This window comes from Dorea acetigenes (assembly GCF_025567385.1).
Classification (GTDB): Bacteria; Bacillota; Clostridia; order Lachnospirales; family Lachnospiraceae; genus Claveliimonas; species Claveliimonas acetigenes.
On record NZ_JAOQJU010000002.1, the window covers coordinates 351,546 to 374,040 of the forward strand.

Genomic DNA, 22,495 nt, shown 5'->3' on the forward strand with positions numbered 1-22,495 from the left:
TTAACGAATAAAATTAACCCTTTCTTCTCAATATATCATATTTGTCCGCCGCACTTCCAAGATCAACGAAAAGAACCTGCTTGGGGTGCGGCGCACTCGTCTGTTCCTTTCCATCTTCATCTATAATTCTCCTGACGGTCACCTCAACATTTCTGCCATCCGGCTTCATAATCTCTATCTGTTCACCCACGGAAAATTTATTGCGCTGTTCAATCCGGTACAGACCACTCTTTTCTTCTCCTATAATCCCCAGATAAGTATACTCTTTCACATAGGTATTACTGTCATAGATCTGCGTCTCTTCACTGGGCTTTCCAAAATAAAAACCTGTCGTAAATTGGCGGTACGTACAATTTGATATCTGATCCAGATACCACGGCATATTCTCTTTATAAAGTTCCGGGTCTGTAAGATAGTCATCAATTGCCTTGCGATAAGTCCTGGCTACCGTCGCAACATAAAGCGCTGTCTTCATGCGCCCCTCGATTTTCAGGCTGTCAATTCCGGCATCCAGAAGCTCCGGTATGTGCTCAATCATGCACAAATCCTTGGAATTAAAAATATAGGTTCCCCGTTCATTTTCATAAACAGGCATATACTCTCCCGGACGCGTTTCTTCTACAACAGAATACTTCCAACGGCAGGGATGCGTACACGCCCCCTGATTGGCGTCTCTTCCGGTAAAATAATTACTCAGCAGGCACCTGCCGGAATAAGAAATACACATAGCGCCATGAATAAAGCTCTCGATTTCCATCTCCGCCGGAATATTTGTCCTTATTTCTTTGATTTCTTCCAGCGACAGCTCCCTTGCAGAAACCACCCTTTTTGCTCCCAGCTTCCACCAGAAATTGTAGGTTCCATAATTGGTATTATTTGCCTGTGTGCTAATATGGCGCTCAATCTCCGGACATACTTCTTTTGCAATTTCAAAAACCGCAGGGTCAGCAATAATCAAAGCATCCGGTTCTATTTCTCTGAGTTCCTTAAAATATTCCCTGACTCCTGCAAGATCGCTGTTATGTGCCAGAATATTTGCTGTCACATACACTTTCACCCCATGCTCATGAGCAAACCGAATTCCTTCCGCCATATCTTCCATAGAAAAATTCTTTGCCTTCGCGCGGAGTCCAAAAGCCTCGCCGCCTATATATACCGCATCCGCTCCAAATATAACTGCTGTTTTCAATACTTCCAGACTGCTTGCCGGAATCAATAATTCAGGATGTCTTGTCATCACTTATCATTCCTTTCTTTTCTGACGCTAAGCGCCACGCCGTCCCCCAGTGGGATTACAGAAGTAAGAAGTTCCTCATTATGCTTCAACGCATATAGATACTCCCTCATCCTACTGTGTATTGTGCGGTTCCTGCGCTCCACGGCAAACCTGGATTCAATCACATCCCCATCCTGAAGCACATTATCAGATACCAGAATCCCGCCCGTTCCAAGCAGTCTCATTACCTCCGGCATGTAATGGATATACTGTCCCTTTGCAGCATCCATAAAAATAAAATCATAAGAACCTGAAAGTCCTTTCATGACTTCCAGCGCATCCCCCTCGAGAAGCGTAATCTCCGTTTCCTTTCCTGCCCGCCGAAAATTCTCCCTGGCAATGGGGATTCTTTTTTCATATTTTTCAATCGTCGTAATATGGCTGCCCTCAGGGGCATAAGCATTCATTACTAATGCGGAAAAACCAACCGCTGTACCAACCTCCAGAATCTGCATTGGTTTCCGAATGCCGACTAAAACCTTCAGAAGGCTCTTCGTTTCCTTTCGTATAATCGGCACATGGGCCGCAAGCGCTTCCTGCTCAATTGTCTCTAAAAAATCACTCTCCGGCATCTCCAGAGAGTGAATAAATGCTACCATCCGCTCGTCTACTATCATAATCCTAAACATCCATAATGATCGGTAAGATCATCGGTCTTCTCTTTGTACGTTTCCAGATAAACTCATTCATGGTATCACGCACCACCAATTTAATTTTACTCCAATCCGCACCGCGCTGATGACTCAGGCATTTATCAATAGCATCATTCAGCACATGCCTTGCATCTTCCATCAGCCCCTCGGACTCTCTCACATAGACAAATCCTCTTGACACAATGTCCGGTCCGGCAAGAAGCCGGTTCGTTTTCTTCTCCAATGTCATTACCACGATCAGGATTCCGTCCTCTGCCAGATGCTGGCGGTCGCGGAGTACAATGTTCCCCACATCTCCTACTCCAAGTCCGTCAACCAGCACTTCTCCTGTATGGACCTTATCAGCCACCTTCGCCTCTTTATCACTGACCTCCAGAACATCTCCGGACTGCAGCATAAAGATATTCTCCTTCGGAATTCCAAGAGACTGTGCCAGAGTTGCATTTGCCTTTCTGTGGCGGAACTCACCATGGATCGGAATTGCATATTTGGGTTTAACCAGTGAATAAATCAGCTTCAGCTCTTCCTGGCAGGCATGTCCGGATACATGGGCATCTTGGAAAATAACATTCGCACCCTTTTCAGAAAGTTCATTAATGACTCTTGACACGGATTTCTCATTGCCCGGAATCGGATTAGAACTAAATATAACCGTATCTCCCGGCATAATAGATACCTTCTTGTGAATATCAGCAGCCATGCGGGAAAGAGCCGCCATAGATTCGCCCTGGCTTCCCGTCGTAATCAGCACCGTCTTCTCCGGCGGATAGTTCTTGAGCTGGTCAATCTCTATCAGCGTCTTATCCGGCACGTTCAGATACCCGAGTTCCTGAGCTGTAGAGATGATATTTACCATGCTCCGGCCTTCCACCACAACCTTTCTCTCATATTTATAAGCAGAATTGATAATCTGCTGTACACGGTCTACGTTGGACGCAAAGGTTGCTATAATAATCCTGGAATCTCTGTGCTCTGCAAACAGATGATCAAACGTATGCCCTACTGTACGCTCTGACTGCGTAAATCCGGGACGCTCTGCATTCGTACTGTCTGACATCAGCGCCAGAACCCCTTTCTTCCCAATCTCGCCAAACCGCTGCAGATCAATGGCATCGCCAAACACCGGCGTATAATCCACCTTAAAGTCTCCCGTGTGCACTACGATACCTGCCGGTGAATAGATAGCAAGTGCAGACGCATCCTGAATACTATGATTCGTCTTAATAAACTCAATCCGGAACTGTCCCAGATTAATAGATTGTCCATGCTTTACAACTTTCCTTCTTGTGCTGCGGAGAAGATTATGCTCCGCAAGTTTCTTCTCAATAATTCCCATAGTAAGCTTTGTAGTATAAATCGGTAAATTCATCTCCCGTAATACATAAGACAAAGCCCCGATATGATCTTCATGTCCATGGGTAATAATAAATCCTTTCACTTTTTGGATATTCTCTTTTAAATACGTAATATCCGGGATTACCAGATCAATTCCCAGCATATCATCCTCCGGGAATGCCAGACCGCAATCCACAACAATAATACTGTCCTCATACTCAAAGGCAGTAATGTTCATTCCGATTTTCTCCAGACCTCCAAGCGGAATGATTCGCAATTTTCCCTTGTTTTCGTTTTTCAAACTTGCACCTCCATATGTTCATTTAATCCGTTACTTCTTTTTCTTGGCATTCTCTGCATTGTCCGTAGAATTTCAATTCGTGATCAAGCACGCGAAACCCTGTCTTTCCTTCAATCTGCCCTTCCAAATCCTCCAGAAGGTCATCTTTAAAGGGAAACACACGTCCACATGTCCTGCAAATCAGATGATGATGGTGATGCCTGAATTCCCCATCAAACAATCCACCGATTTCATACCGTATACAACCATCATCCAGATTAACACGATCCACTAATTGCATTTCCAGCAGCAGCTGCATTGTCCGGTAAATAGTAGCCAATCCGATTTCCGGATAGTCTTCCTTCACCAGTTCATAAATGTCTTCTGCAGTCATGTGTTTGTCACGATGCTCTGCAAGTACTTCTAATACAAGCAACCTCTGATTCGTTACTTTCAACCCTTTCGCCTTCAACATTTCCTTGAATTTCTCTTGACTTATAGACATAGCATATTACCTTTCAATATCAATATCTTCAAGCAGTTCTTCAAAAACTTTAGACACCACAGAAAGTTCTGTATCATCTTCCACAATTACATATGTGCTTTCCACGTCATCTGTCTTGGAAATGTCTTTTAAAATCAAACATTCTGCGTCTTCATCTTCCGAATCTGTCACAAGAATGTAGGATGTACCACTTATCTTCGTCTGTTCCAGCACAAAAAAATCTACTTCTTCTGCCGTATCTTCAGACATAAATTTAATTTTTTCCATAAAAACACCTCAAAATCCATATTCTGTCAGTTTGTTGATTTCTGAAAGGATTTCGAGTCCAAATATCCCTGCAATATAAAAACAGCCGCAATTTTATCAATATATTTTTTGCGATCTTCCCGTCTTACTTTACTTTCAATTAAAGTCCGTTCTGCCTCTACCGTAGTCAGGCGCTCGTCCCACATCACAACTTCAAGCCCCGTGCGCCGTCTCAGCATCTCACCAAATTCCAGAGATTTCTCCGCTCGATCCCCCACATCATTGTTCATATGCTTCGGAAACCCAAGCACAATACACTCCACCTCATATTCAGCAATCAGCTGCTCAATACGAGCGCAAGTCTTCCTCAGCTTATTCTCTTCTTTACGGCAAATGGTTTCTATTCCCTGGGCAGTAAAGCCGAGTGGGTCGCTGATTGCCACGCCCACCGTCTTAGAGCCATAATCCAACCCCATAATCCTCATATACCATTATCTCCAACCATTATGCTCAATATACGTCTTAAGCATCTCTTCTACCAGCTCGTCTCTCTCCATCTTCATAATCAGGCTTCTTGCGCCATTGTAGCTGGTAATATAAGTAGGGTCGCCAGACATAATATAGCCTACAATCTGGTTCACCGGATTATATCCTTTTTCACTCAACGCTTCGTACACAATCTCAAGTATATCTTTTGCTTGAATCTGTGGACCGCTTTCTACCTGAAAAAACTGGGTGTTGCTTAAATCCTTCATATACTCACGTCCTCCAAAAATACTTCAGTTTTATTCTACATGAATCTATGAAAAAATTCAATGTATTATTTGTAAACGATTCTCAATTTCTACATTTATCAACTGATTCTCCAGATTTTCTGATGTTTTAAGTCCAATTTTGACATATTCCTTCGTATGCCCCACCTGATAAATGCCATCTTCCCTCTCTGCCCTCTCTTCTATCAGGACTTCCACTGTCCTTCCTATCAGCTTTTCTTCATAAGCCCGCTCTTTCTGACGTCCAAGCGCAAGCAGTTCACTGCTCCTTGCCGCTTTGATTTCCTCAGGAACCTGGTTTTTCATCTCCGCCGCCTTCGTCCCCGCACGCTTAGAATATTTAAAAATATGTGTTTCATAGAAATTCACTTTATCTACAAATGCCCTTGACTGCGCAAATTCTTCTTCTGTTTCTCCCGGAAATCCCACAATCACATCTGTGGTAAGCGCCGGGTCTGAAAAATACATTCTTAACAATTCACATTTTTCAAAATATTCTTCTGCGGTATACTTCCGGTTCATTCTCTTTAACGTCGCATTGCATCCGCTCTGCAGCGACAGGTGAAAATGCGGACAAATTTTAGGAAGCCCGGCAATCGTTTTTACAAATTCTTCCGTAATTATCCTTGGTTCCAGAGATCCAAGACGTATTCTCTGAATTCCGGCCACCTCATGTACCGCCAGAATCAGCGAAAGAAGGTTATCTCCCCGCTCTATACCATAAGAGCTTAAATGTATTCCTGTCAGAACCACTTCTTTGTAGCCATTCTCCGCCAGCGTCTCCACTTCACGGACAACCTCTTCTCTCGCCCTGCTTCTGACCCGTCCTCTTGCATACGGAATAATACAATAAGAACAGAACTGGTTGCAGCCATCCTGCACCTTTATATAAGCACGGGTATGTTCCGCAGTCTTACTAAGATGCAGACTCTCATATTCCGCAGTATGGCCGATATCCAGTATTTCCCTGCTCACTTGACGGTCTTCTGCTTTTTTTCTCCAATATTCATCGAGAATCTGTATCAGATCCTGCTTTTTATTATTTCCAATTACAATATCTATACTATCATCTATATTTTCTGCCTTCGCCTGAACATAACACCCTGCGGCTACTACTACTGCATCCGGATTCATTTTTCTGGCACGGTGAAGTATCTGCCGGGACTTTCTGTCAGCCATATTCGTTACCGTGCAGGTATTAACAATATAGACATCTGCTCCTTCCTCAAAAGGCACAATCTCGTACCCGCTTTGTTCCAAAAGTTCCTGCATTGCCTCTGTCTCATACGCATTCACTTTACATCCCAGATTATGCAACGCTGCTTTTTTCATCTGCTTTTCCTTTCTTTTCCTTTTTATTTCTTGACTTTTCAGCACTATCCTTTTAAGATAGACATAGAATATGAATTTAAGGAGGCATTTAGTTTAATGAAAACAGTAGAAATATCTTTAAACTCAATTGATAAAGTAAAATCATTTGTAAATGAAATCACAAAGTTTAACTATGATTTTGACCTGGTATCCGGCAGATATGTGATAGACGCCAAGTCCATCATGGGCATCTTCAGCCTGGACCTGTCTAAGCCGATTACGCTGAATATCCATGCTGAATCTGATGTAGACCAGATTCTTGAGGCATTAAAGCCCTATCTTATTTAAAATGCAAGAACACCCACACAGCCTCCATACGGATTGTATATACGCAAACTGTATGGAGGCTGTTTTGACTGTTGCTATTTTACTTCTATAATTTCTACCGTCTCAATTGCCTGACGCACCAACCCATCAATCTTCTCCGCCAGATTCTCTTCTGATTTCTTAATGATATTGATATTGGGCTTCGTCACCGGATGCTTTGCAACAAATATCGTACAACAATCTTCGAAAGGCTGTATGGAAGTCTCGTAAGTATTGATTTTCTCCGAAACCTCTACGATTTCCTGCTTATCAAATCCAATCAAAGGCCGGTAAACCGGGAGCGTGCAAACTTCATTGGTCGCCGCCAGGCTCTGCATCGTCTGGCTTGCCACCTGCCCGATACTCTCTCCGGTAATCAATCCCAGACAGCCATCTTCCTTTGCAAAATGTTCTGCAATTTTCATCATATAACGACGCATAATAATTGTTAGTTCATCATGCGGACACTTGTCATAAATATAAAGCTGAATATCAGTAAAATTCACTACATGCAGCTTAATCGGCCCCGCATATTTTGCTACCAGTTTTGCAAGATCTACCACCTTCTGTTTTGCTCGCTCACTGGTATACGGCGGAGCATGAAAATAGGTTGCCTCAATCCCTACTCCACGTTTAGATACCATATATCCTGCAACCGGGCTGTCGATTCCCCCTGACAGAAGAAGCATTGCTTTCCCGTTGGTTCCCACCGGCATTCCCCCCGGCCCGGGAATAATTTCCGAATAAATATAGACCTGATTTCTTACTTCTATATGAAGCATCACATCCGGTTTGTGCACATCTACCCGGATTTCCGGAAATGCTTCCAGAACTGCCTCGCCCACCAGACAATTAATCTCCATAGAATTCAGCGGATAAGTCTTCCTTGCCCTCCTCGCTTCTACCTTAAAAGTAATCTTCTTATCCGGATACATCTCATCCATATAAGCAACTACATCGTCCTTAAGCTTTTCAAAACCTTCATCCTCTTTTCTGACTACCGGACAAATGCCTACAATTCCGAAAACTCTCTTTAAACTTTCCACCGTTTCATCATAATCATAGTCTCCTTCGCAGTCAACATAGATTCTCGCCTGTGATTTATATACAGAAAATTCCCCATCCACATCTTTTAAAGCATATCTGATCTGACGCACCAGTGCATCTTCAAAAAGATGTCTGTTCTTGCCTTTAATCCCTATCTCTCCATATTTTATCAAAAATGTTTGAAATGTCATTTTCCTTTTCCTTTCTCATTTATCCGCAGTATTCTAGCGTCTGGTATACCTGCGAAGCATCGGAACTAAATTATAAAGGGTTTCCAGCGTATAGTCAATCTCTTCTCTCGTCGTAAATTCCGACATACTGAACCGCAGCGTAGCGTCCAGATATTCTTTCTTCGCCCCGATTCCTTTCAGCACGCCGCTGATTGCCGGATGGTTCGATGCACATGCAGAACCGGACGATACACAGATTCCCTTTTCTTCTAATGCATGCAGAAGTACTTCACTCCTGATACCTGCAAATCCCACACTGATAATATGCGGTGCGCTGGTCTCATCATACAATCCGTGAATCGTTGTATTCTCGATCTTTGTAACGCCTTCTATAAAATGCTGTTTCAGTTCCCGCATAAAAGCAACCTTTTTATCCAGATCCGTATAAATCTCTCTTGCCGCAACAGAAAGCCCGGCAATACCCGGAACATTTTCCGTACCGGAACGTATATTTTTCTGCTGTTCACCGCCAAAGATAATCGGTTTAATCTTAACCTGTTCACCAATATACAGTGCTCCGACTCCTTTCGGGCCGTGAATCTTATGACCGCTGACAGAAAGCATATCTATCTTCATCCTTTTCGGATAAATATGGTATTTACCAAATCCCTGTACTGCGTCTACATGGAACAAAATATTTTTATTATACGCTTTGACCATACTAGCTGCTTCTTCAATTGGCTGTACGGAGCCAACTTCATTATTCACATACATGACAGAAACCAGTATCGTCTCGTCACAAAGCGCCTCTTTCAATGCATCCAGCCGGATTCTACCATACTGATCTACCGGCAAAAATGTCACCCGGAACCCTTCCTCTTCTTCCAGATACCGCATAGTATTCAGAATAGCAGGATGTTCGATGGAAGAAGTAATCAGATGCTTTCCCGCACGGCGGTTCGCCCTTGCCGCACCAACCAGCGCCAGGTTATCACTTTCTGTTCCGCCGGAAGTGAAGAAAATCTCTTTTTCCTGCACCTTCAGAATTTTCGCCAACGTCTCTTTGGCTTCTTTTATATATTTTTCTGCCTCCACGCCCTTCGTGTGCATGGAAGACGGATTTCCATAGTCTTCGCATAATACTCTGCGCACCATATCGCCCACTTTATCATAGGCTCTGGTAGTCGCAGAATTATCCAGATAAACTTCCATGATTAACTCCTATTTCTATTATTCTTACTATATAATTTATGCTGCTTATGATTCCAGGTGATACATCAGTATGGACAATGTTGTAAGTCCTGCAGTCTCCGTTCTCAAAATCCGCCTGCCAAGGGTAATCACCCTGGCTCCCTTATCTGCCGCCGCCTGCACCTCTGCCTTCTCGAATCCCCCTTCCGGGCCGATAAAAATTCCCACCGACTGTCCCGGACAAATCCCTTCTATAATTTTCCTCGTGCAATCCATGCCTTCGGCAAGCTCATAGGGAACTAAGACAACATCCAATTCTTTCGCATATTCTGCTGCTTCTGCATAACGCATTACCCGGGTAACCTGCGGCACGATTCCCCTGCCGGATTGCTTCGCTGCACTCTTTGCAATTTCGTTCCAACGGCTCACTTTCTTCTCTGCCTTCTTTGCATCAAGCTTTACTACCGTTCTCTTTGTCTCAACCGGGATAACCTCATACACGCCAAGTTCTACAGCTTTCTGAATAATCAGCTCCATTTTATCACCTTTAGGAAGTCCCTGAAACAAATAGACCCTGGACGAAAGCTCTGTATCCAGCGGCAGCTCATCCCGGATAGAAACAACAGCTTCGTCTGCCTTAAAATGTTCTACAACACAAAGATACTTTTGATTATTCCCATCACTCACCACCAGTTCTTCCCCTTCCCGCATACGAAGCACATTCTTCATATGGTTTACATCAGAACCCTTAATATAAATATATGGCGGCTTCACCTGATCCGGCGTTACAAAAAAATGCTGCATCTTTACTCACCCTTGTCCATTCTCTATTTTCTTGCAGTAACAGATACCCATTCACCCTGATGATGAACCTCCAGCACCGTAAGACCTGCTTTCAAAACAGCGTCCACTACTGTCTGTTCCTTGTCATCAATAATTCCGCTGGTAATATAGATGCCTCCCGGTTTTAACTGCGCAAGGATTACCGGGGTAAGCGGGACTAACACATCTGCCAGAATATTTGCCACTACAATATCATATTTTTCATAACCGACTTTATCCTGAACCTCTGTATTATCAATAATATTTCCAATCATAACCTCATACTGCTCTCCGGAAATACCATTCACTTCCATATTTTCATGGGTGGCATCAATGGCACATGGATCCAAGTCTGTACCCACCGAATATTTCGCTCCGAATTTAAGTGCCAGCATCCCCAGGATACCGCTTCCACAGCCCACATCCAGAATCACCGTATCCGGCGTTACATATTTTTTAATCTGTCGGATGCAAAGCTGCGTTGTCTCATGCATTCCGGTTCCAAACGCCGTTCCCGGGTCTATATGAATAATCATTTTATCCTCATCTTCCGGCTGCACATCCTCCCACGACGGAATAATCAGAACATCATCTATGGTAAACTGATGAAAATACTGTTTCCAGTTATTCACCCAATCCACGTCTTCTGTCTGTGATTCCTCAATGCTTGCTTCCCCTACATTCGCGTAAACGGCAATATCTTCAAGTTCTTCTCTCACTGCAGCAAGCACTGCTCCTTTATCTTCATCCTCTTCCAGATAAAAATTAATATATGCCACACCGTCATCCACATCAATTTCCGGCATAATATCTACAAACATCTGCTCTTTATCCGATTGGGTAAGCGGTATCTTATCTTCCAGCTCAACGCCCTGGATTCCCAGTTCCATCAGGCTGCTGCATATAAGATCTTCTGCCTCTGTCGTTGTTTTGATACGAAATTTATTCCACTTCATTTTTGCTCTCCTTCCGAACGCCACCTCGGAAACTTCCTTTCCTCGATGTCCGTTGCACTTCGGACTTCTGCGTATCTTACGCTCCGAACGCCACCTCGGAAACTTCCTTTCCTCGGTGTCCGTTGCACTTCGGACTTCTGCGTATCTTACGCTCCGAACGCCACCTCGGAAACTTCCTTTCCTCGGTGTCCGTTGCACTCACATAAATCCGTGTGAAGATGCTTCCGCCTGCAAGCAGCCGGCGCATTTTTACACGGATTTGCGTTCGTCGCTATGCGCTCATTATATCATATTAGGCCTAAATGCTCAATTAGGATTTTCACACCTAAAAGAATTAAAATCACGCCTCCGGTAATCTCGGCTTTCTTCTTGTATCTGACTCCAAATACATTGCCTATTTTGACTCCGGCGAAAGAAATCAAAAAGGTAATTACTCCGATAAAACTCACCGCCGGAATAATGTCTACCTGAAGGAAAGCAAAGGTTACACCTACCGCAAGTGCATCAATGCTTGTAGCAACCGCAAGACCTGTCATGGTACGTACATCCAGAGAATCATCATGTTCCTGGCATTCGTCGCAGCTTCCCATCGCCTCACGAATCATGTTGGCACCGATGATTCCCAATAAAATAAATGCGATCCAATGATCGACAGATGTAATAATATCCTGAAACTGTACCCCCAGTAAATAACCAATCGTAGGCATACCTGCCTGAAAAACGCCAAAATACAGTCCGACAATTCCCGCTTTCTTCCAGGTACATTTCTTCATGGCGAGTCCCTTACAGACAGACACTGCAAACGCATCCATGGACAGACCTACCGCAATTAAAAAAAGCTCTGCAATTCCCATTTTATTTCCTCCATTCATCGTCTCCAAAATCTTTTTGGTTATAGAACAAGGCGCTGCGCATATTATGCAGATCATTTTTATGCTATCGAAAGCAAAAACTGTTCTATAGCATAAAAAAAACCTATCCGTGGCATATCATCCACGGATAAGTCTCATTATTTAAAGTAATGCCAGATGCCCCTGCACCAGTATGTTGACAAAACCACGCATATCTGCGCCAACTACTCCCTTACCTTAGAGCCTATTATAAGGATTTTTCAAAAGCTTGTCAATAATTTTTATCAATTCGCGCCTTGCTGTGAGTGAATAGCAGCCAGATGATAATAATCCAGCACAAACTGTCTATGCCTCCTGCGCGCCCGCAAACGCTTTCTGCGCCGTTCCATCTGAATATGGAGATAATAACCATATCCTCCCACAGCACATACTATAAGAAGAATCCCTACGGAAATCTCTTTAACAGGAAGTTCTGCCTTAGTCTCTCCACTTTCTTTCGGCGCAACTGCCTTGGGTACTGCGACAGGTATCTTTTTAAAATGCACCTGAATTGTTGAATCCTTTTGGATATTCTCAAGCACATAACCCTCTTCATATTCCTGTACGTCTTTTTTCTCGCCATCCACAAATAGACTAGATAACTGATACCCTTCTTCCGGCATACAATTCAGCGCAAAGTTTTCACCTCTGGACACCTGCTGCTCTTCTATTACACTGCCATCGCCATCTATTACTGTAATGTGAAAATAATAAGGAATCTCTGTCCGGTATAGGCGGAGCTTCTTCGCCCCGGCGCTGTCCGTCACATTCACCGCAGCCAGATAAACCCCCGGTTCAATCTCACACAATGCCTCCGGCTCATCTGCGGTGATATTCTGAAAATTAAAATCCACTTGTGGGTCTGCGACCATTGTTTTTCTGGAAATAGAGTATACATGCAGATAATCCCCAATTCCCATATTAAGCGTGAGCGGAAAATTAATAATATAATCCCCATCCACTACCAGATCCTGAAAATTATCTCCTTTTGCCGTAGCAGCATAACTTCCCAAATCCTCTACAACATGAAAATCAGCATCCAATATCTTGAAACTGTATCCTCCATCTGCATTCGTCTGTATCACATACTGGTTTGTATCCTCTTTATAGTCAATACCCAGTATATTATAATCATCACTGACTTTGATTTTCCTTTTATATGCAAGCGTCTGCGGATCCATTACATAAAGGCATCCCCGGTTTTCCGGAATCAAATTCGTATATAACGCCACATAAATTTCATTGGTATTCGGATTATAGGCCATTCCATTCCCATGCTCCCAATTCATATCGGATACTCTCTTCGCCAACGAATACCTTTCTACCGGATTTCCATTCTCATCCACGTCGTTTCTGTAATATGCCGATACCGTATCCGTATCTACCGCGTTATCTGCCGTATTCTCAATACAGATAATGTAATCCTCCGTCGCACAGATTGATTGTACAACTCCTAACGGTGCCTGTATCTCATCCTCATGCACCTGTTCCCATGAAAGCCCGGTAAATGCATCGTCCCCTGCAATTTCCGCGCGGCATTCTCCGCCGGAAAATGCAAAAAAACAAATCATACCGAGCAATGCCAGAATGATTCTCTCCTTCATTATTCAACTGCTCCCCTTTATTTATAATATCCCCTTAATTTCAGCACAGGGACAAAATAGAATCCCTGTCCGCTTACTGTACTATCTTACCACAACCTACTGCTGTTTCGCAACTCCTGAAACAGTTCTTTTAAGCAATAATTTCTTTCACAATCAGACAATTTTCCCGCACCTGAAATTTTACCTCCATTCCTGCAAATTCCATCCCGTAAATCCGCTCAGAATCCTTCTGATAAGAAGGTCTGGGATCCTGCCTGAGAATCTGTTTTAATACTTCTCTTTTTCCTTCCGGCACCTTTTCAAGGCATTCTCGCGGAAAATAAAGCTCCAGCTCATATTCCTTTACCCTCTCTGCAAATCCTCCGTCTGCTTCCGGATGGCTGTCCACGTAAGGCAGATAAGGCTTAATATCATAAACCGGCGTTCCATCCAGCATATCTGCACCTGAAATGTGTAAAACCGGTCCCTTTTCTGTAAATTCTATTTTTTCTAATTTTACACAGGACAGACCCACCGGATTAGGACGGAACGGGGAGCGTGTTGCAAATACTCCCACTCTTTTATTACCTCCCAACCGGGGCGGACGCACCGTGTGGCTCCACTCTTCTCTGACAGCTTCTGAAAATTCCCACAGAATCCACAAATGAGAATATTCTTCCAGCCCTCTTACAGCCTCCCTGCTTCGATACTCTTTCTCGAATATAATTCTTCCTGCCGTGTCCGCCAGCCCGCTCTGTCTCGGTATGCCAAATTTGGCAGGAAAATCTGTATGCACATATGCAATTGTTTTAAAAATACGTCCCTGCATCATGTTCTCCTCTCGTACCTTAATATTTTCCATGCCGGTATTCCTTTGCAGTCATACCTGTCTGAATACGGAACATTTTACAAAAATAGCTAAATGACTGAAATCCGCACTCTCTGCTGATCTGCTCGATCGTGCCTGGATTTTTCAAAAGCTCCTGCTTCGCCTTTTCAATTCTGTACCAAAGCAGGTAGCGAACCGGAGAAGTATGAAGATATGCCTGAAAACAACGGGAAGCCTCACTTTTACTGACATCTGCCGCCAGGGCAATCTCTGGCAGTGAAATCGGCTTATCATAGTTATTCTGGATAAAACACAACATCTTTTGTGTCCTGATTTGTAATAAATGTTCATTTTTTGCAAAGGAAACCCTCGGATCCTCACTTTTATGAGAAAACAACTTCTGCCACACCAGGTTCAGCTCGCTCTGTACCGCCATCTCATAACACGGGCTGGCGATTTCGCCATTTTCAAATGCTAACACTGGCGTTTTACCAAAAATACCGCAATCCCCGTATTTCTGCAGCAGTGAAAATATCCGGTCAAGACATTGGAGAATCTCTTTTTCCCACAGATTATCCGGCTTCAGCAGCACATACGGCATCTGTCCGTCCATCGTAATCGGGCGAATGTATTCTTGATAAATCCTGCTTCCCACAGATGCAATCAATTCTTCTGAAAAGACAATGTTCGGGCACTGGCATCGCGCGTTTTCATCCTTCTGCCAAAATCCATGCAATACATTTGCATTAATAAAAATGCCAGTACCTTCCTCGGCCTGAAAAACCTGCTTTCCAATCTGTATATACACATCCCCTCCCCTAACAACGAAAAACTCCAACTCAGGATGCCAATGGAGCGGAACCGAATGATTGGGAAATCGGAATATTTCATCCACATAATACTGAATAGGGAAACCAACAGAACCGTGTTGTGTAAGCTCACGCATATTATCATTCATGGGAATCGTATTTACTTTCACATCAGTCTGCCCCTTCCTCTTATCTTTTTTCGTTCCGGGAAGATTGTAATATATTTGGGGAATAAAGTCTATTGATACAGACAAAAAAAGAAAATATAATTACAAAAAAATTATGAGGTAATGAAAGATATGCATTTCAGACAAACAAAACAGTTCACTTACAACCATACCATCAAAGCCTGCTTTATTGGCTTTATTGTACAAGCAATCGTCAATAATTTTGTACCCCTGCTTTTTCTGGTGTTTCAAAGCAGCTACGATATAGCACTCTCAAAAATAACGCTTTTAATCACTTTTAATTTCTGCATACAACTAATTGTAGACCTTTTGAGCGCCGGCTTTATCGATCGAATTGGGTACCGTGCTTCTATGATATTAGCTCATCTTCTGTCCGCTGCCGGATTACTTTTACTGACACTGCTGCCAGAACTCCTTCCGGATCCTTTTGCTGGTCTGCTTATCTCCGTCATGGTTTACGCTGCCGGCGGCGGGCTTCTGGAAGTTCTTGTCAGCCCGGTAGTAGAAGCATGTCCCACAGACAATAAAGAAACTGCCATGAGTCTCCTGCATTCCTTTTATTGCTGGGGCCATGTGGCTGTTGTGCTGATATCCACCCTGTTTTTCGCAGTAGCGGGGACGGAAAACTGGAAAATCCTGGCGATTCTCTGGTCCATCGTTCCACTCTTTAACTGCCTGCTCTTCACCCGGGTTCCTATCTACTCTCTTCTGGAAGACAGTGATACCGGAGTCCCTGTAAAAGAGCTGTTCCGGTCACGGCTGTTCTGTCTTCTGTTACTGGCAATGCTGTGCGCCGGAGCCAGCGAGCAAGCAGTCAGCCAGTGGGCGTCCTTCTTCGCCGAAAGCGGGCTTCATGTCTCCAAAACCATCGGTGATCTGGCAGGTCCCATGTTTTTTGCCGCCTTAATGGGAGCTTCCCGTGCCATATATGGAAAATACGGTGAAAGAATAAACTTAAACCAATTTATGAAGGCAAGTTCTTTCTTATGTATCGTCGGATACCTTATTGTATCCTTGTCGCCGCTTCCAGCGATAAGCCTTCTGGGCTGCGGCATCTGTGGTCTGTCTGTAGGGATTCTCTGGCCCGGAACCTTCAGCACGGCATCCAAAACCATACCAAAAGGCGGTACCCCTCTTTTCGCCCTTCTGGCGCTGGGCGGCGATGCCGGATGCTCTCTTGGTCCCACCTTCGCCGGACTGGCCGCCTCCATATTTGATGGGGATTTACATAAAGGCATCCTTGCCGCCGTTATTTTCCCGGTTCTGATGCTGCTTACCTGTTTTTCCATAAAGCAGGCACACCATTAACCGCCCTTATACCGCGACATTACCAGAAATCCGGTCACATCCGCAAGAAACCATCCAATGGGGATTGCCCACCAGATCCCCCACACTCCGATCGCAGGGATAGGAGCAAGGACGTAGGCAAGCAGTACTCTCGTTCCCAGTGATATAACAGTAAGTACGACCGACATCTCCGGCTTTCCAATTCCCCGGTAGAATCCGTACAGCAGAAACAGAATTCCGATTCCCACATAGAAGGAGCCTTCCACCCTCAGGTAGCCCACGCCAATCCGGATAACCTCTGTTTCCTCAGGGCTGATAAATATCATCATCAGATAAGGGGCAAGCAAAAATACTGCCACCGAAACAAGAACGCAAAATATCGCCGATACTTTCACCGCATTGGCAGTTCCTTTTCGGATACGCTCTTTCTCTCCCGCTCCATGATTCTGTGAAATAAAGATTGAGAAAGCGTTCCCATATTCCTGTGCAGGCATATAGGCAAAAGAATCCACCTTTACCGCCGCCGCAAATGCCGCCATCACTACTGTTCCAAAACTGTTGACCAGCCCCTGAATCATCAGAATTCCAAAATTCATGACGGACTGCTGGACCGAAGCCGCCAGCGAAAATCGAACCACTTCTTTCATGGTCCCCTTCTTCCAGGAAACATTCACTCTTCCGGGCATCAGTTCTCTCTCTTTTATCCAGACATAGAGTCCGATTCCGGCTCCGGCAAAAATCTGGGCTGCCACGGTGGCTATGGCCGCCCCCTCTATTCCCCATCGAAAGCTGACAACAAATAAATAGTCCAAAATAATGTTCATAGCCGACGCAATTCCCAAAAACCATAATGGCAGGGCAGAATTTCCCACCGACCTTAATACAAAGGCAAAAAAATTATATAAAAAAACCGGAAAGATACCGAAAAAAATAATCCACACATAACTTCGCATCATTCCGCAGATTGTCTCCGGCACAGAAAGAAGTCTTAAGATCTCATCAATAAACAAAAATAGCAACACATTCATCAAAACAGCCGCCAAACTGATAAAAAGAAAGGAAGCCGAAATGCTGTTCTTCATCTCCTGCCTGTCTTTTCTCCCAAAATAAAGCGAAAATAATGAGCTGCTTCCCATGCACAGCCCAATCAATATAGAAGTTAAAAATGTCATCAATGTATAAGCGGCGCCGACCGCTGCCAATGCGTCGGCGCCCAGAAAACGTCCCACAATAAAGGTATCTGCAATATTGTAGCACTGCTGCAGAAGATTTCCCAAAATCATAGGTCCGGCAAAGGCCAGAAGGGATTTTGACACATCTCCTGTTGTCAGATCTTTTTTCATAGTCATTTTCTCCTCCCGGCGCCGATGCATGCCACCGCCGCCTTCTTAGCTGCAAAGCTTTCTCTCAGACAGAAGATGCCGGATCTTCGCAATCTCTTTCTTATGGCCCGCATCATCATGGGGCGTCTCCAGATAAAATGGCAGATCCTTTAGCAGTGGATGTTCAAGGACACGAAGCAGAGCCTCCGTCCCTATCTCTCCCTCGCCAAAAGCCGCATGTCTGTCTTTGTGAGACGCAAATGGCATCATACTGTCATTCAGATGAATTGCCCGAAGCAGATTCAGTCCAAGTATTTTATCAAATTCTTCAAGAACACCGTCCAGATCGTGTACAATATCATACCCTGCCGCAAATATATGGCAGGTATCCAGACAAATTCCCACCCTTTCCGGATAATTCATCCCATCCCGGATTTCTTTTAACTGCTCAAAACGGTCTCCGATCTCCGTTCCTTTTCCGCTCATAGTTTCCAACAAAACAGTAATCTTTTCTTTTCCGGTAATAGCCAGATTCAGCCCTCTGATAATATTTTTTATTCCTGCATCTACACCAATTCCAGTATGGCTTCCCGGATGAAAGACCAGATTCTCAATTTCAAGCGCATCCATTCTGGCAATATCCTCTCTGATAACCGTACAGGCAAATTCATATACTTTCTCCTGACTGCTTGCCAGATTCATAGTATAAGGTGCATGTGCCAGAAGTGGTCCAAAGCCATGTTCTTTTCGGATTTTTTGGAACTTCCCGATTTCTTCTTCTGTATACGTCTTATAATTGGAACCGCGGGGATTGCGGCTGAAAATCTGCATAGTGTCTGCTTCCATTTTCACAACATTCTCCGCTGTTTTCGCAATCCCTCCGGCAATTGACATGTGTGTTCCTATCGTAAGCATTTCTCCGCCCTTTTCTCCTTACTCATAGATCGGATATTTCTGACAAATCTGGTTCACAGCCTCGCGAATTTCATCCGCTTTACTGTCAAAATCTGTAACCGTCATCTTAATCAGCCTTGCAATCACTCTCATGTCTTCTTCTACAAGCCCTCTTGTCGTAACGGCCGGTGTTCCAATACGTACGCCGCTGGTTACAAAAGGACTCGCCGGGTCATTAGGCACCGCGTTTTTATTTACCGTAATATAGACCTCATCCAGACGATTCTGCAGGTCTTTCCCGGTAATATTCATATTCTGTAGATCTACCAGCATCAGGTGGTTATCCGTGCCGCCGCTTACCAGATCAAATCCTTCTTCTACCATTGCTTCTGCAAGAGCCTTTGCATTCTTAACCACCTGCTTCTGATATTCTTTAAATTCCGGTTTTAACGCTTCTCCAAAACAGATTGCCTTAGCTGCAATAATGTGCATTAGCGGCCCTCCCTGGGTTCCCGGGAAAATCGCTTTGTTAACTGCCTTTGCGTATTCTTCTTTACACATAATAATACCGCCTCTTGGACCACGCAGTGTCTTATGGGTCGTCGTACTTACCACATCAGCATATGGCACAGGGCTCTGATGTAAACCTGCCGCTACCAGCCCTGCAATATGCGCCATATCTACAAAAAGATACGCTCCCACTTCTTTCGCAATATCCGCAAACAGATCAAAACGTATCTCTCTTGGATATGCAGACGCTCCCGCAACGATCATCTTCGGTTTACACTCTTTCGCAATTCTTCTGATTTCTTCATAATCTAAAAAACCTTCATCATTTACATTATAAGGGACAAAATGATACAGCAAACCGGATAAATTTACCGGTGAACCATGCGTCAGATGTCCGCCATGCGCTAAGTTTAATCCCATCACTGTATCTCCCGGCTTCAGAAACGCCTGATAAACAGCTGTATTAGCACTGGCCCCTGAATGCGGCTGCACACAAACATGTTCGCATCCGAAAAGCTTTTTTGCACGCTCAATCGCCACATTTTCAAGAATATCCACATCCTCGCAGCCGCCATAGTAGCGCTTCGCCGGATACCCTTCCGCATATTTATTGGTAGGCACCGTTCCCATCGCCAACATAACCGCAGGGCTGACAATATTCTCGGAAGCAATCAGCTCCAGATTTCTTTTCTGCCGGTTCATCTCAAGAAAAAGTGCATCTCCTATCTCTTCATCACAGCTTCTGATATAATTCATTACCTCGTTCACCATGTTCATAACTTTTGTCCTCCATCTCCTGCTTTTTATGCCTTGTGTATTCTTTAACAAATTTAAGCATATAGAATCGGAAGCAAAATGTCAATATATGTTCTTCTGTTATCTTTGCCTATATCCATCAAGAAATTTACCCATACATTTTATTGCGTCCCTCAAAACCCCTGCTTCCGGCAACAGAACGATCCGGAAATGATCAGGACAGTTCCAATCAAATCCGCTTCCGGGTACGATTAAAATATTCGTTTCATGTAGCAGTTCACGGGCAAACTGTTTATCATCGGTAATATGAAATTTCTTTACATCCAACTTCGGGAAAATATAAAACGCGCTATTATTCTTTACAAATGACAGTCCGTCTATTTTCTCCAGTTCCCCCACGGCGACTTCTCTCTGCTCATAGATTCTACCTCCCGGCTTTACCATTGAAAACGGCGTTTCCATATCTTCCAGGGCTGCTGGTATCACAATTTGAGCAAGGGCATTAGCACAAAGTCTCATGGACGTCAACTGGACGATTCCCTGCCTGTAGTCCTCCGTCAGATTTTTCGGTCCGCTCATCACCATCCACCCGCACCGGTAGCCGCACAGAAAATGTGACTTCGACAATCCATTCATTGTTACTACCGGAATATCTTCTGCCAAAGACGCTACAGAGACATGCTCCAGCCCATCCATTACCAACCGGTCATAAATCTCATCGGCAAAAATCATAATCCCATACTCTCTTGCAATCCCAATCAGTTCCAGAAGAATTTCCCGCGGATATAGCATTCCTGTAGGATTATTGGGATTAATAATGACTATCGCCTTTGTTCTTTTCGTAATTTTCGATCGTATGTCCGCAATATCTGGATACCAGTCCGCCTTTTCATCACAGATATAATACACTGGCTTTCCGTCCGCCATATAAACCGAATTCCCCCAAAGTGAATAGCTGGGAGAAGGAACCAGCACTTCGTCCCCCTTATCCAAAAGTGGCAGCAATGCAAAAGAAATGACTTCGCTAACCCCATTCCCAACAAAAACATCCTCTGGAGTGATTCCTCTGATTCCCTTACTCCTTTCGTATTCACAGATCGCAATCCGCGCTTTTGGCATCCCTTTAAAGTCACAATATCCTACCCCCTCTCGAATATGATGCTCTAAAGCGTGCTCAATACTTTCCGGCAGTCCAAAGCCAAAAGCTGCTGGATTCCCTGTATTCAGCTTCAATATTTCTGACCCCTGTGCCTGCATCTCCATCGCTTCCATAAATAATGTTCCTCTAATATCAGAGTGTATATTCTCCATCCGCTTTGCTCTTGTAATTTTTTCCATTTCCTTTCCCCACCTTTTTATCCGAAATATCTTTTATTTGCTTTCATCATACTCCGGCAGTATAATATAATCAAATACATATAATCATATAATAATTATATTATTTTAACTATAATAAATATCGCCATATTTGCGCAAAAGGAGTATCACTATGTTTACATGGAAAAAATATGTCTATGAAGTATACCGGGAAAAGAGCTTCTCGAAAGCCGCCCAAAATCTCTATATTAGCCAGCCGTCTTTAAGCGCCCGTATTAAGAAAATAGAAAATCTGATCGGTTTCCCTCTCTTTGACAGAAGCACAAGCCCTCTCCAGCTTACGGAAGTAGGAAAGGCCTACATAGAAGCTGCGGAAGAGATTTTCCAAATCGAACAGCGGGTAGAGAATTATATCAATAACCTAACCACCTTAAAAACCGGAAATCTGTCCATCGGCGCCAGCAATCTTTTTGCCGCCTATGTACTCCCGCCGTTGATTACCCAGTTCAAGCAAAAGTATCCTCATATCGGTGTCCATCTTACTGAAGGAAATACCACCCAGCTAGAGACAATGCTCAGTAATAATTCTCTGGATTTTGTCATTGACAATTACCACTATGACAGTACTCTGTATAACAAAGAACTCTACTGCCATGAAAATATTCTTCTTGCTGTCCCGAAGCATTTTCCCATCCATGGAAGTCTTGAAGAATACCAGCTTTCCTATGAAAGCATCAAAAACAAAAGCTACCTGGACTCTGTACATCCGGCTGTTCCGCTCCATACATTTTCCGAACTGCCTTTCATCATGCTTGCTCCTGGAAACGATACCCGTATCCGAGGAGACAGGCTGTGCAGGGAGGCCGGATTTCACCCTAATATTATTCTGGAGCTCAACCAGCAGTCAACGGCTTACATGGCGGCTTCCACACAGCTTGGGGCAACATTTATCAGTGATATTTTGGTAAGCCAACTCCCTTCTTTTGAAAACCTTGTTTACTATAAACTTGATGGCAGCGCCGCGAAACGTCAGGTATTTTTTTACTACAAAAACCATAAATACAAAACCCGTGTTATGGAAGAATTTCTCATCGTCATGCATGAAAGAATGACAAAAATATAACGAAAATATCTTCGCAGATTCCATAGAAAAATAATTTTTAACGTGCTACAATGAAA

Annotated in this window: 23 protein-coding genes; 3 read left to right on the plus strand and 20 right to left on the minus strand. The window is 43.9% G+C overall.

The genetic code is table 11. The features are described 5' to 3' along the window. Positions 1–13: 13 nt before the first annotated feature. Genes OCV99_RS04190 through mtaB form a run of 8 tightly spaced genes read right to left on the minus strand, consistent with a single transcriptional unit; the run spans position 14 to position 6,400 of the window. The gene (locus OCV99_RS04190) at positions 14–1,237 is read right to left on the minus strand and encodes a peptidase U32 family protein (RefSeq protein ID WP_158368596.1); all 1,224 of its coding nucleotides are present in this window, start codon (positions 1,235–1,237) and stop codon (positions 14–16) included. Continuing rightward, positions 1,237–1,893 carry an O-methyltransferase gene (locus OCV99_RS04195; protein WP_158368475.1) on the minus strand — a complete coding sequence of 219 codons (657 nt, stop codon included), beginning with the start codon at positions 1,891–1,893 and terminating at the stop codon, positions 1,237–1,239. Before OCV99_RS04195 ends, OCV99_RS04190 begins: the two co-directional genes overlap by 1 nt. Before the next feature lie 4 nt (positions 1,894–1,897). Next, positions 1,898–3,565: a ribonuclease J gene (locus tag OCV99_RS04200; RefSeq protein WP_158368477.1), complete on the minus strand. Its 1,668-nt coding sequence runs from the start codon at positions 3,563–3,565 to the stop codon at positions 1,898–1,900. Positions 3,566–3,587: 22 nt separating this feature from the next. After that, positions 3,588–4,049, minus strand: coding sequence for a Fur family transcriptional regulator (locus OCV99_RS04205; RefSeq protein ID WP_158368479.1), 462 nt, complete (start codon positions 4,047–4,049; stop codon positions 3,588–3,590). Between the two features lie 6 nt (positions 4,050–4,055). Beyond that, positions 4,056–4,316, minus strand: a complete 261-nt coding sequence (locus OCV99_RS04210) for a DUF1292 domain-containing protein (RefSeq protein ID WP_158368481.1) — start codon at positions 4,314–4,316, stop codon at positions 4,056–4,058. A 26-nt stretch (positions 4,317–4,342) separates the two neighbouring features. Beyond that, on the minus strand, positions 4,343–4,780 hold the full coding sequence (gene ruvX / locus OCV99_RS04215; RefSeq protein WP_158368483.1) for a Holliday junction resolvase RuvX: 438 nt from the start codon (positions 4,778–4,780) through the stop codon (positions 4,343–4,345). 6 nt (positions 4,781–4,786) lie between these two features. Beyond that, positions 4,787–5,050, minus strand: coding sequence for an IreB family regulatory phosphoprotein (locus OCV99_RS04220; protein WP_158368485.1), 264 nt, complete (start codon positions 5,048–5,050; stop codon positions 4,787–4,789). 57 nt (positions 5,051–5,107) lie between these two features. Further along, entirely contained in the window at positions 5,108–6,400 is a 1,293-nt protein-coding gene (gene mtaB / locus OCV99_RS04225) for a tRNA (N(6)-L-threonylcarbamoyladenosine(37)-C(2))-methylthiotransferase MtaB (protein WP_158368487.1), read from the minus strand. Positions 6,401–6,496: 96 nt separating this feature from the next. Here mtaB and OCV99_RS04230 point away from each other — a divergent pair, with 96 nt between their 5' ends. Continuing rightward, the gene (locus tag OCV99_RS04230) at positions 6,497–6,727 is read left to right on the plus strand and encodes an HPr family phosphocarrier protein (protein ID WP_158368489.1); all 231 of its coding nucleotides are present in this window, start codon (positions 6,497–6,499) and stop codon (positions 6,725–6,727) included. Positions 6,728–6,801: 74 nt separating this feature from the next. Here the strand turns inward: OCV99_RS04230 and thiI are convergent, their stop codons facing one another. From thiI to OCV99_RS04270, 8 genes are all read right to left on the minus strand, one after another. Then, on the minus strand, positions 6,802–7,983 hold the full coding sequence (gene thiI / locus OCV99_RS04235; protein ID WP_158368492.1) for a tRNA uracil 4-sulfurtransferase ThiI: 1,182 nt from the start codon (positions 7,981–7,983) through the stop codon (positions 6,802–6,804). A 33-nt stretch (positions 7,984–8,016) separates the two neighbouring features. Beyond that, on the minus strand, positions 8,017–9,174 hold the full coding sequence (locus OCV99_RS04240) for a cysteine desulfurase family protein (protein WP_158368494.1): 1,158 nt from the start codon (positions 9,172–9,174) through the stop codon (positions 8,017–8,019). 45 nt (positions 9,175–9,219) lie between these two features. Further along, the gene (locus OCV99_RS04245; RefSeq protein ID WP_158368496.1) at positions 9,220–9,957 is read right to left on the minus strand and encodes a 16S rRNA (uracil(1498)-N(3))-methyltransferase; all 738 of its coding nucleotides are present in this window, start codon (positions 9,955–9,957) and stop codon (positions 9,220–9,222) included. Positions 9,958–9,980: 23 nt separating this feature from the next. After that, the gene (prmA, locus tag OCV99_RS04250; protein ID WP_158368498.1) at positions 9,981–10,931 is read right to left on the minus strand and encodes a 50S ribosomal protein L11 methyltransferase; all 951 of its coding nucleotides are present in this window, start codon (positions 10,929–10,931) and stop codon (positions 9,981–9,983) included. Between the two features lie 287 nt (positions 10,932–11,218). Beyond that, positions 11,219–11,785 (minus strand): manganese efflux pump MntP, encoded by a 567-nt coding sequence (locus tag OCV99_RS04255; protein WP_158368500.1) that lies wholly within the window; start codon positions 11,783–11,785, stop codon positions 11,219–11,221. A gap of 281 nt (positions 11,786–12,066) precedes the next feature. Next, complete coding sequence (locus OCV99_RS04260) at positions 12,067–13,425, minus strand: hypothetical protein (RefSeq protein ID WP_158368502.1); 1,359 nt, start codon at positions 13,423–13,425, stop codon at positions 12,067–12,069. A gap of 130 nt (positions 13,426–13,555) precedes the next feature. Continuing rightward, the gene (tsaA, locus tag OCV99_RS04265) at positions 13,556–14,266 is read right to left on the minus strand and encodes a tRNA (N6-threonylcarbamoyladenosine(37)-N6)-methyltransferase TrmO (protein ID WP_227193150.1); all 711 of its coding nucleotides are present in this window, start codon (positions 14,264–14,266) and stop codon (positions 13,556–13,558) included. Further along, a complete protein-coding gene (locus tag OCV99_RS04270) occupies positions 14,253–15,212 on the minus strand; it encodes an AraC family transcriptional regulator (RefSeq protein ID WP_158368504.1) in 960 nt (319 codons plus the stop codon). The genes tsaA and OCV99_RS04270 overlap by 14 nt, the downstream gene beginning before the upstream one ends. Before the next feature lie 129 nt (positions 15,213–15,341). Here OCV99_RS04270 and OCV99_RS04275 point away from each other — a divergent pair, with 129 nt between their 5' ends. Next, positions 15,342–16,538, plus strand: a complete 1,197-nt coding sequence (locus tag OCV99_RS04275; protein WP_158368506.1) for an MFS transporter — start codon at positions 15,342–15,344, stop codon at positions 16,536–16,538. Here the strand turns inward: OCV99_RS04275 and OCV99_RS04280 are convergent. From OCV99_RS04280 to OCV99_RS04295, 4 genes are all read right to left on the minus strand, one after another. After that, positions 16,535–17,860 (minus strand): MATE family efflux transporter, encoded by a 1,326-nt coding sequence (locus OCV99_RS04280; protein WP_158368508.1) that lies wholly within the window; start codon positions 17,858–17,860, stop codon positions 16,535–16,537. The genes OCV99_RS04275 and OCV99_RS04280 overlap by 4 nt on opposite strands. Before the next feature lie 45 nt (positions 17,861–17,905). Then, positions 17,906–18,754 (minus strand): deoxyribonuclease IV, encoded by an 849-nt coding sequence (locus OCV99_RS04285; protein ID WP_158368510.1) that lies wholly within the window; start codon positions 18,752–18,754, stop codon positions 17,906–17,908. 18 nt (positions 18,755–18,772) lie between these two features. Continuing rightward, positions 18,773–20,014 carry a serine hydroxymethyltransferase gene (locus OCV99_RS04290; RefSeq protein ID WP_158368600.1) on the minus strand — a complete coding sequence of 414 codons (1,242 nt, stop codon included), beginning with the start codon at positions 20,012–20,014 and terminating at the stop codon, positions 18,773–18,775. 105 nt (positions 20,015–20,119) lie between these two features. Next, positions 20,120–21,337 carry an aminotransferase class I/II-fold pyridoxal phosphate-dependent enzyme gene (locus OCV99_RS04295; RefSeq protein WP_158368512.1) on the minus strand — a complete coding sequence of 406 codons (1,218 nt, stop codon included), beginning with the start codon at positions 21,335–21,337 and terminating at the stop codon, positions 20,120–20,122. Positions 21,338–21,488: 151 nt separating this feature from the next. On the opposite strand from OCV99_RS04295, the gene OCV99_RS04300 reads away from it, so the two are divergent. Next, on the plus strand, positions 21,489–22,439 hold the full coding sequence (locus tag OCV99_RS04300; RefSeq protein WP_158368514.1) for a LysR family transcriptional regulator: 951 nt from the start codon (positions 21,489–21,491) through the stop codon (positions 22,437–22,439). Positions 22,440–22,495 lie beyond the last annotated feature (56 nt).

What these genes read in the sequence shown, in the direction of transcription:
- OCV99_RS04260 (WP_158368502.1), bottom strand. Translation starts at nt 13,425, where the DNA reads ATGAAGGAGAGAATCATTCTGGCATTGCTCGGTATGATTTGTTTTTTT.
- OCV99_RS04230 (WP_158368489.1), top strand. Translation starts at nt 6,497, where the DNA reads ATGAAAACAGTAGAAATATCTTTAAACTCAATTGATAAAGTAAAATCA.
- OCV99_RS04300 (WP_158368514.1), top strand. Translation starts at nt 21,489, where the DNA reads ATGTTTACATGGAAAAAATATGTCTATGAAGTATACCGGGAAAAGAGC.
- mtaB (WP_158368487.1), bottom strand. Translation starts at nt 6,400, where the DNA reads ATGAAAAAAGCAGCGTTGCATAATCTGGGATGTAAAGTGAATGCGTAT.
- prmA (WP_158368498.1), bottom strand. Translation starts at nt 10,931, where the DNA reads ATGAAGTGGAATAAATTTCGTATCAAAACAACGACAGAGGCAGAAGAT.
- tsaA (WP_227193150.1), bottom strand. Translation starts at nt 14,266, where the DNA reads ATGGAAAATATTAAGGTACGAGAGGAGAACATGATGCAGGGACGTATT.
- OCV99_RS04285 (WP_158368510.1), bottom strand. Translation starts at nt 18,754, where the DNA reads ATGCTTACGATAGGAACACACATGTCAATTGCCGGAGGGATTGCGAAA.
- OCV99_RS04275 (WP_158368506.1), top strand. Translation starts at nt 15,342, where the DNA reads ATGCATTTCAGACAAACAAAACAGTTCACTTACAACCATACCATCAAA.
- OCV99_RS04220 (WP_158368485.1), bottom strand. Translation starts at nt 5,050, where the DNA reads ATGAAGGATTTAAGCAACACCCAGTTTTTTCAGGTAGAAAGCGGTCCA.
- OCV99_RS04240 (WP_158368494.1), bottom strand. Translation starts at nt 9,174, where the DNA reads ATGGAAGTTTATCTGGATAATTCTGCGACTACCAGAGCCTATGATAAA.
- OCV99_RS04290 (WP_158368600.1), bottom strand. Translation starts at nt 20,014, where the DNA reads ATGGTGAACGAGGTAATGAATTATATCAGAAGCTGTGATGAAGAGATA.
- OCV99_RS04280 (WP_158368508.1), bottom strand. Translation starts at nt 17,860, where the DNA reads ATGAAAAAAGATCTGACAACAGGAGATGTGTCAAAATCCCTTCTGGCC.
- OCV99_RS04255 (WP_158368500.1), bottom strand. Translation starts at nt 11,785, where the DNA reads ATGGGAATTGCAGAGCTTTTTTTAATTGCGGTAGGTCTGTCCATGGAT.
- OCV99_RS04205 (WP_158368479.1), bottom strand. Translation starts at nt 4,049, where the DNA reads ATGTCTATAAGTCAAGAGAAATTCAAGGAAATGTTGAAGGCGAAAGGG.
- ruvX (WP_158368483.1), bottom strand. Translation starts at nt 4,780, where the DNA reads ATGAGGATTATGGGGTTGGATTATGGCTCTAAGACGGTGGGCGTGGCA.
- OCV99_RS04190 (WP_158368596.1), bottom strand. Translation starts at nt 1,237, where the DNA reads ATGACAAGACATCCTGAATTATTGATTCCGGCAAGCAGTCTGGAAGTA.
- thiI (WP_158368492.1), bottom strand. Translation starts at nt 7,983, where the DNA reads ATGACATTTCAAACATTTTTGATAAAATATGGAGAGATAGGGATTAAA.
- OCV99_RS04295 (WP_158368512.1), bottom strand. Translation starts at nt 21,337, where the DNA reads ATGGAAAAAATTACAAGAGCAAAGCGGATGGAGAATATACACTCTGAT.
- OCV99_RS04210 (WP_158368481.1), bottom strand. Translation starts at nt 4,316, where the DNA reads ATGGAAAAAATTAAATTTATGTCTGAAGATACGGCAGAAGAAGTAGAT.
- OCV99_RS04195 (WP_158368475.1), bottom strand. Translation starts at nt 1,893, where the DNA reads ATGATAGTAGACGAGCGGATGGTAGCATTTATTCACTCTCTGGAGATG.
- OCV99_RS04245 (WP_158368496.1), bottom strand. Translation starts at nt 9,957, where the DNA reads ATGCAGCATTTTTTTGTAACGCCGGATCAGGTGAAGCCGCCATATATT.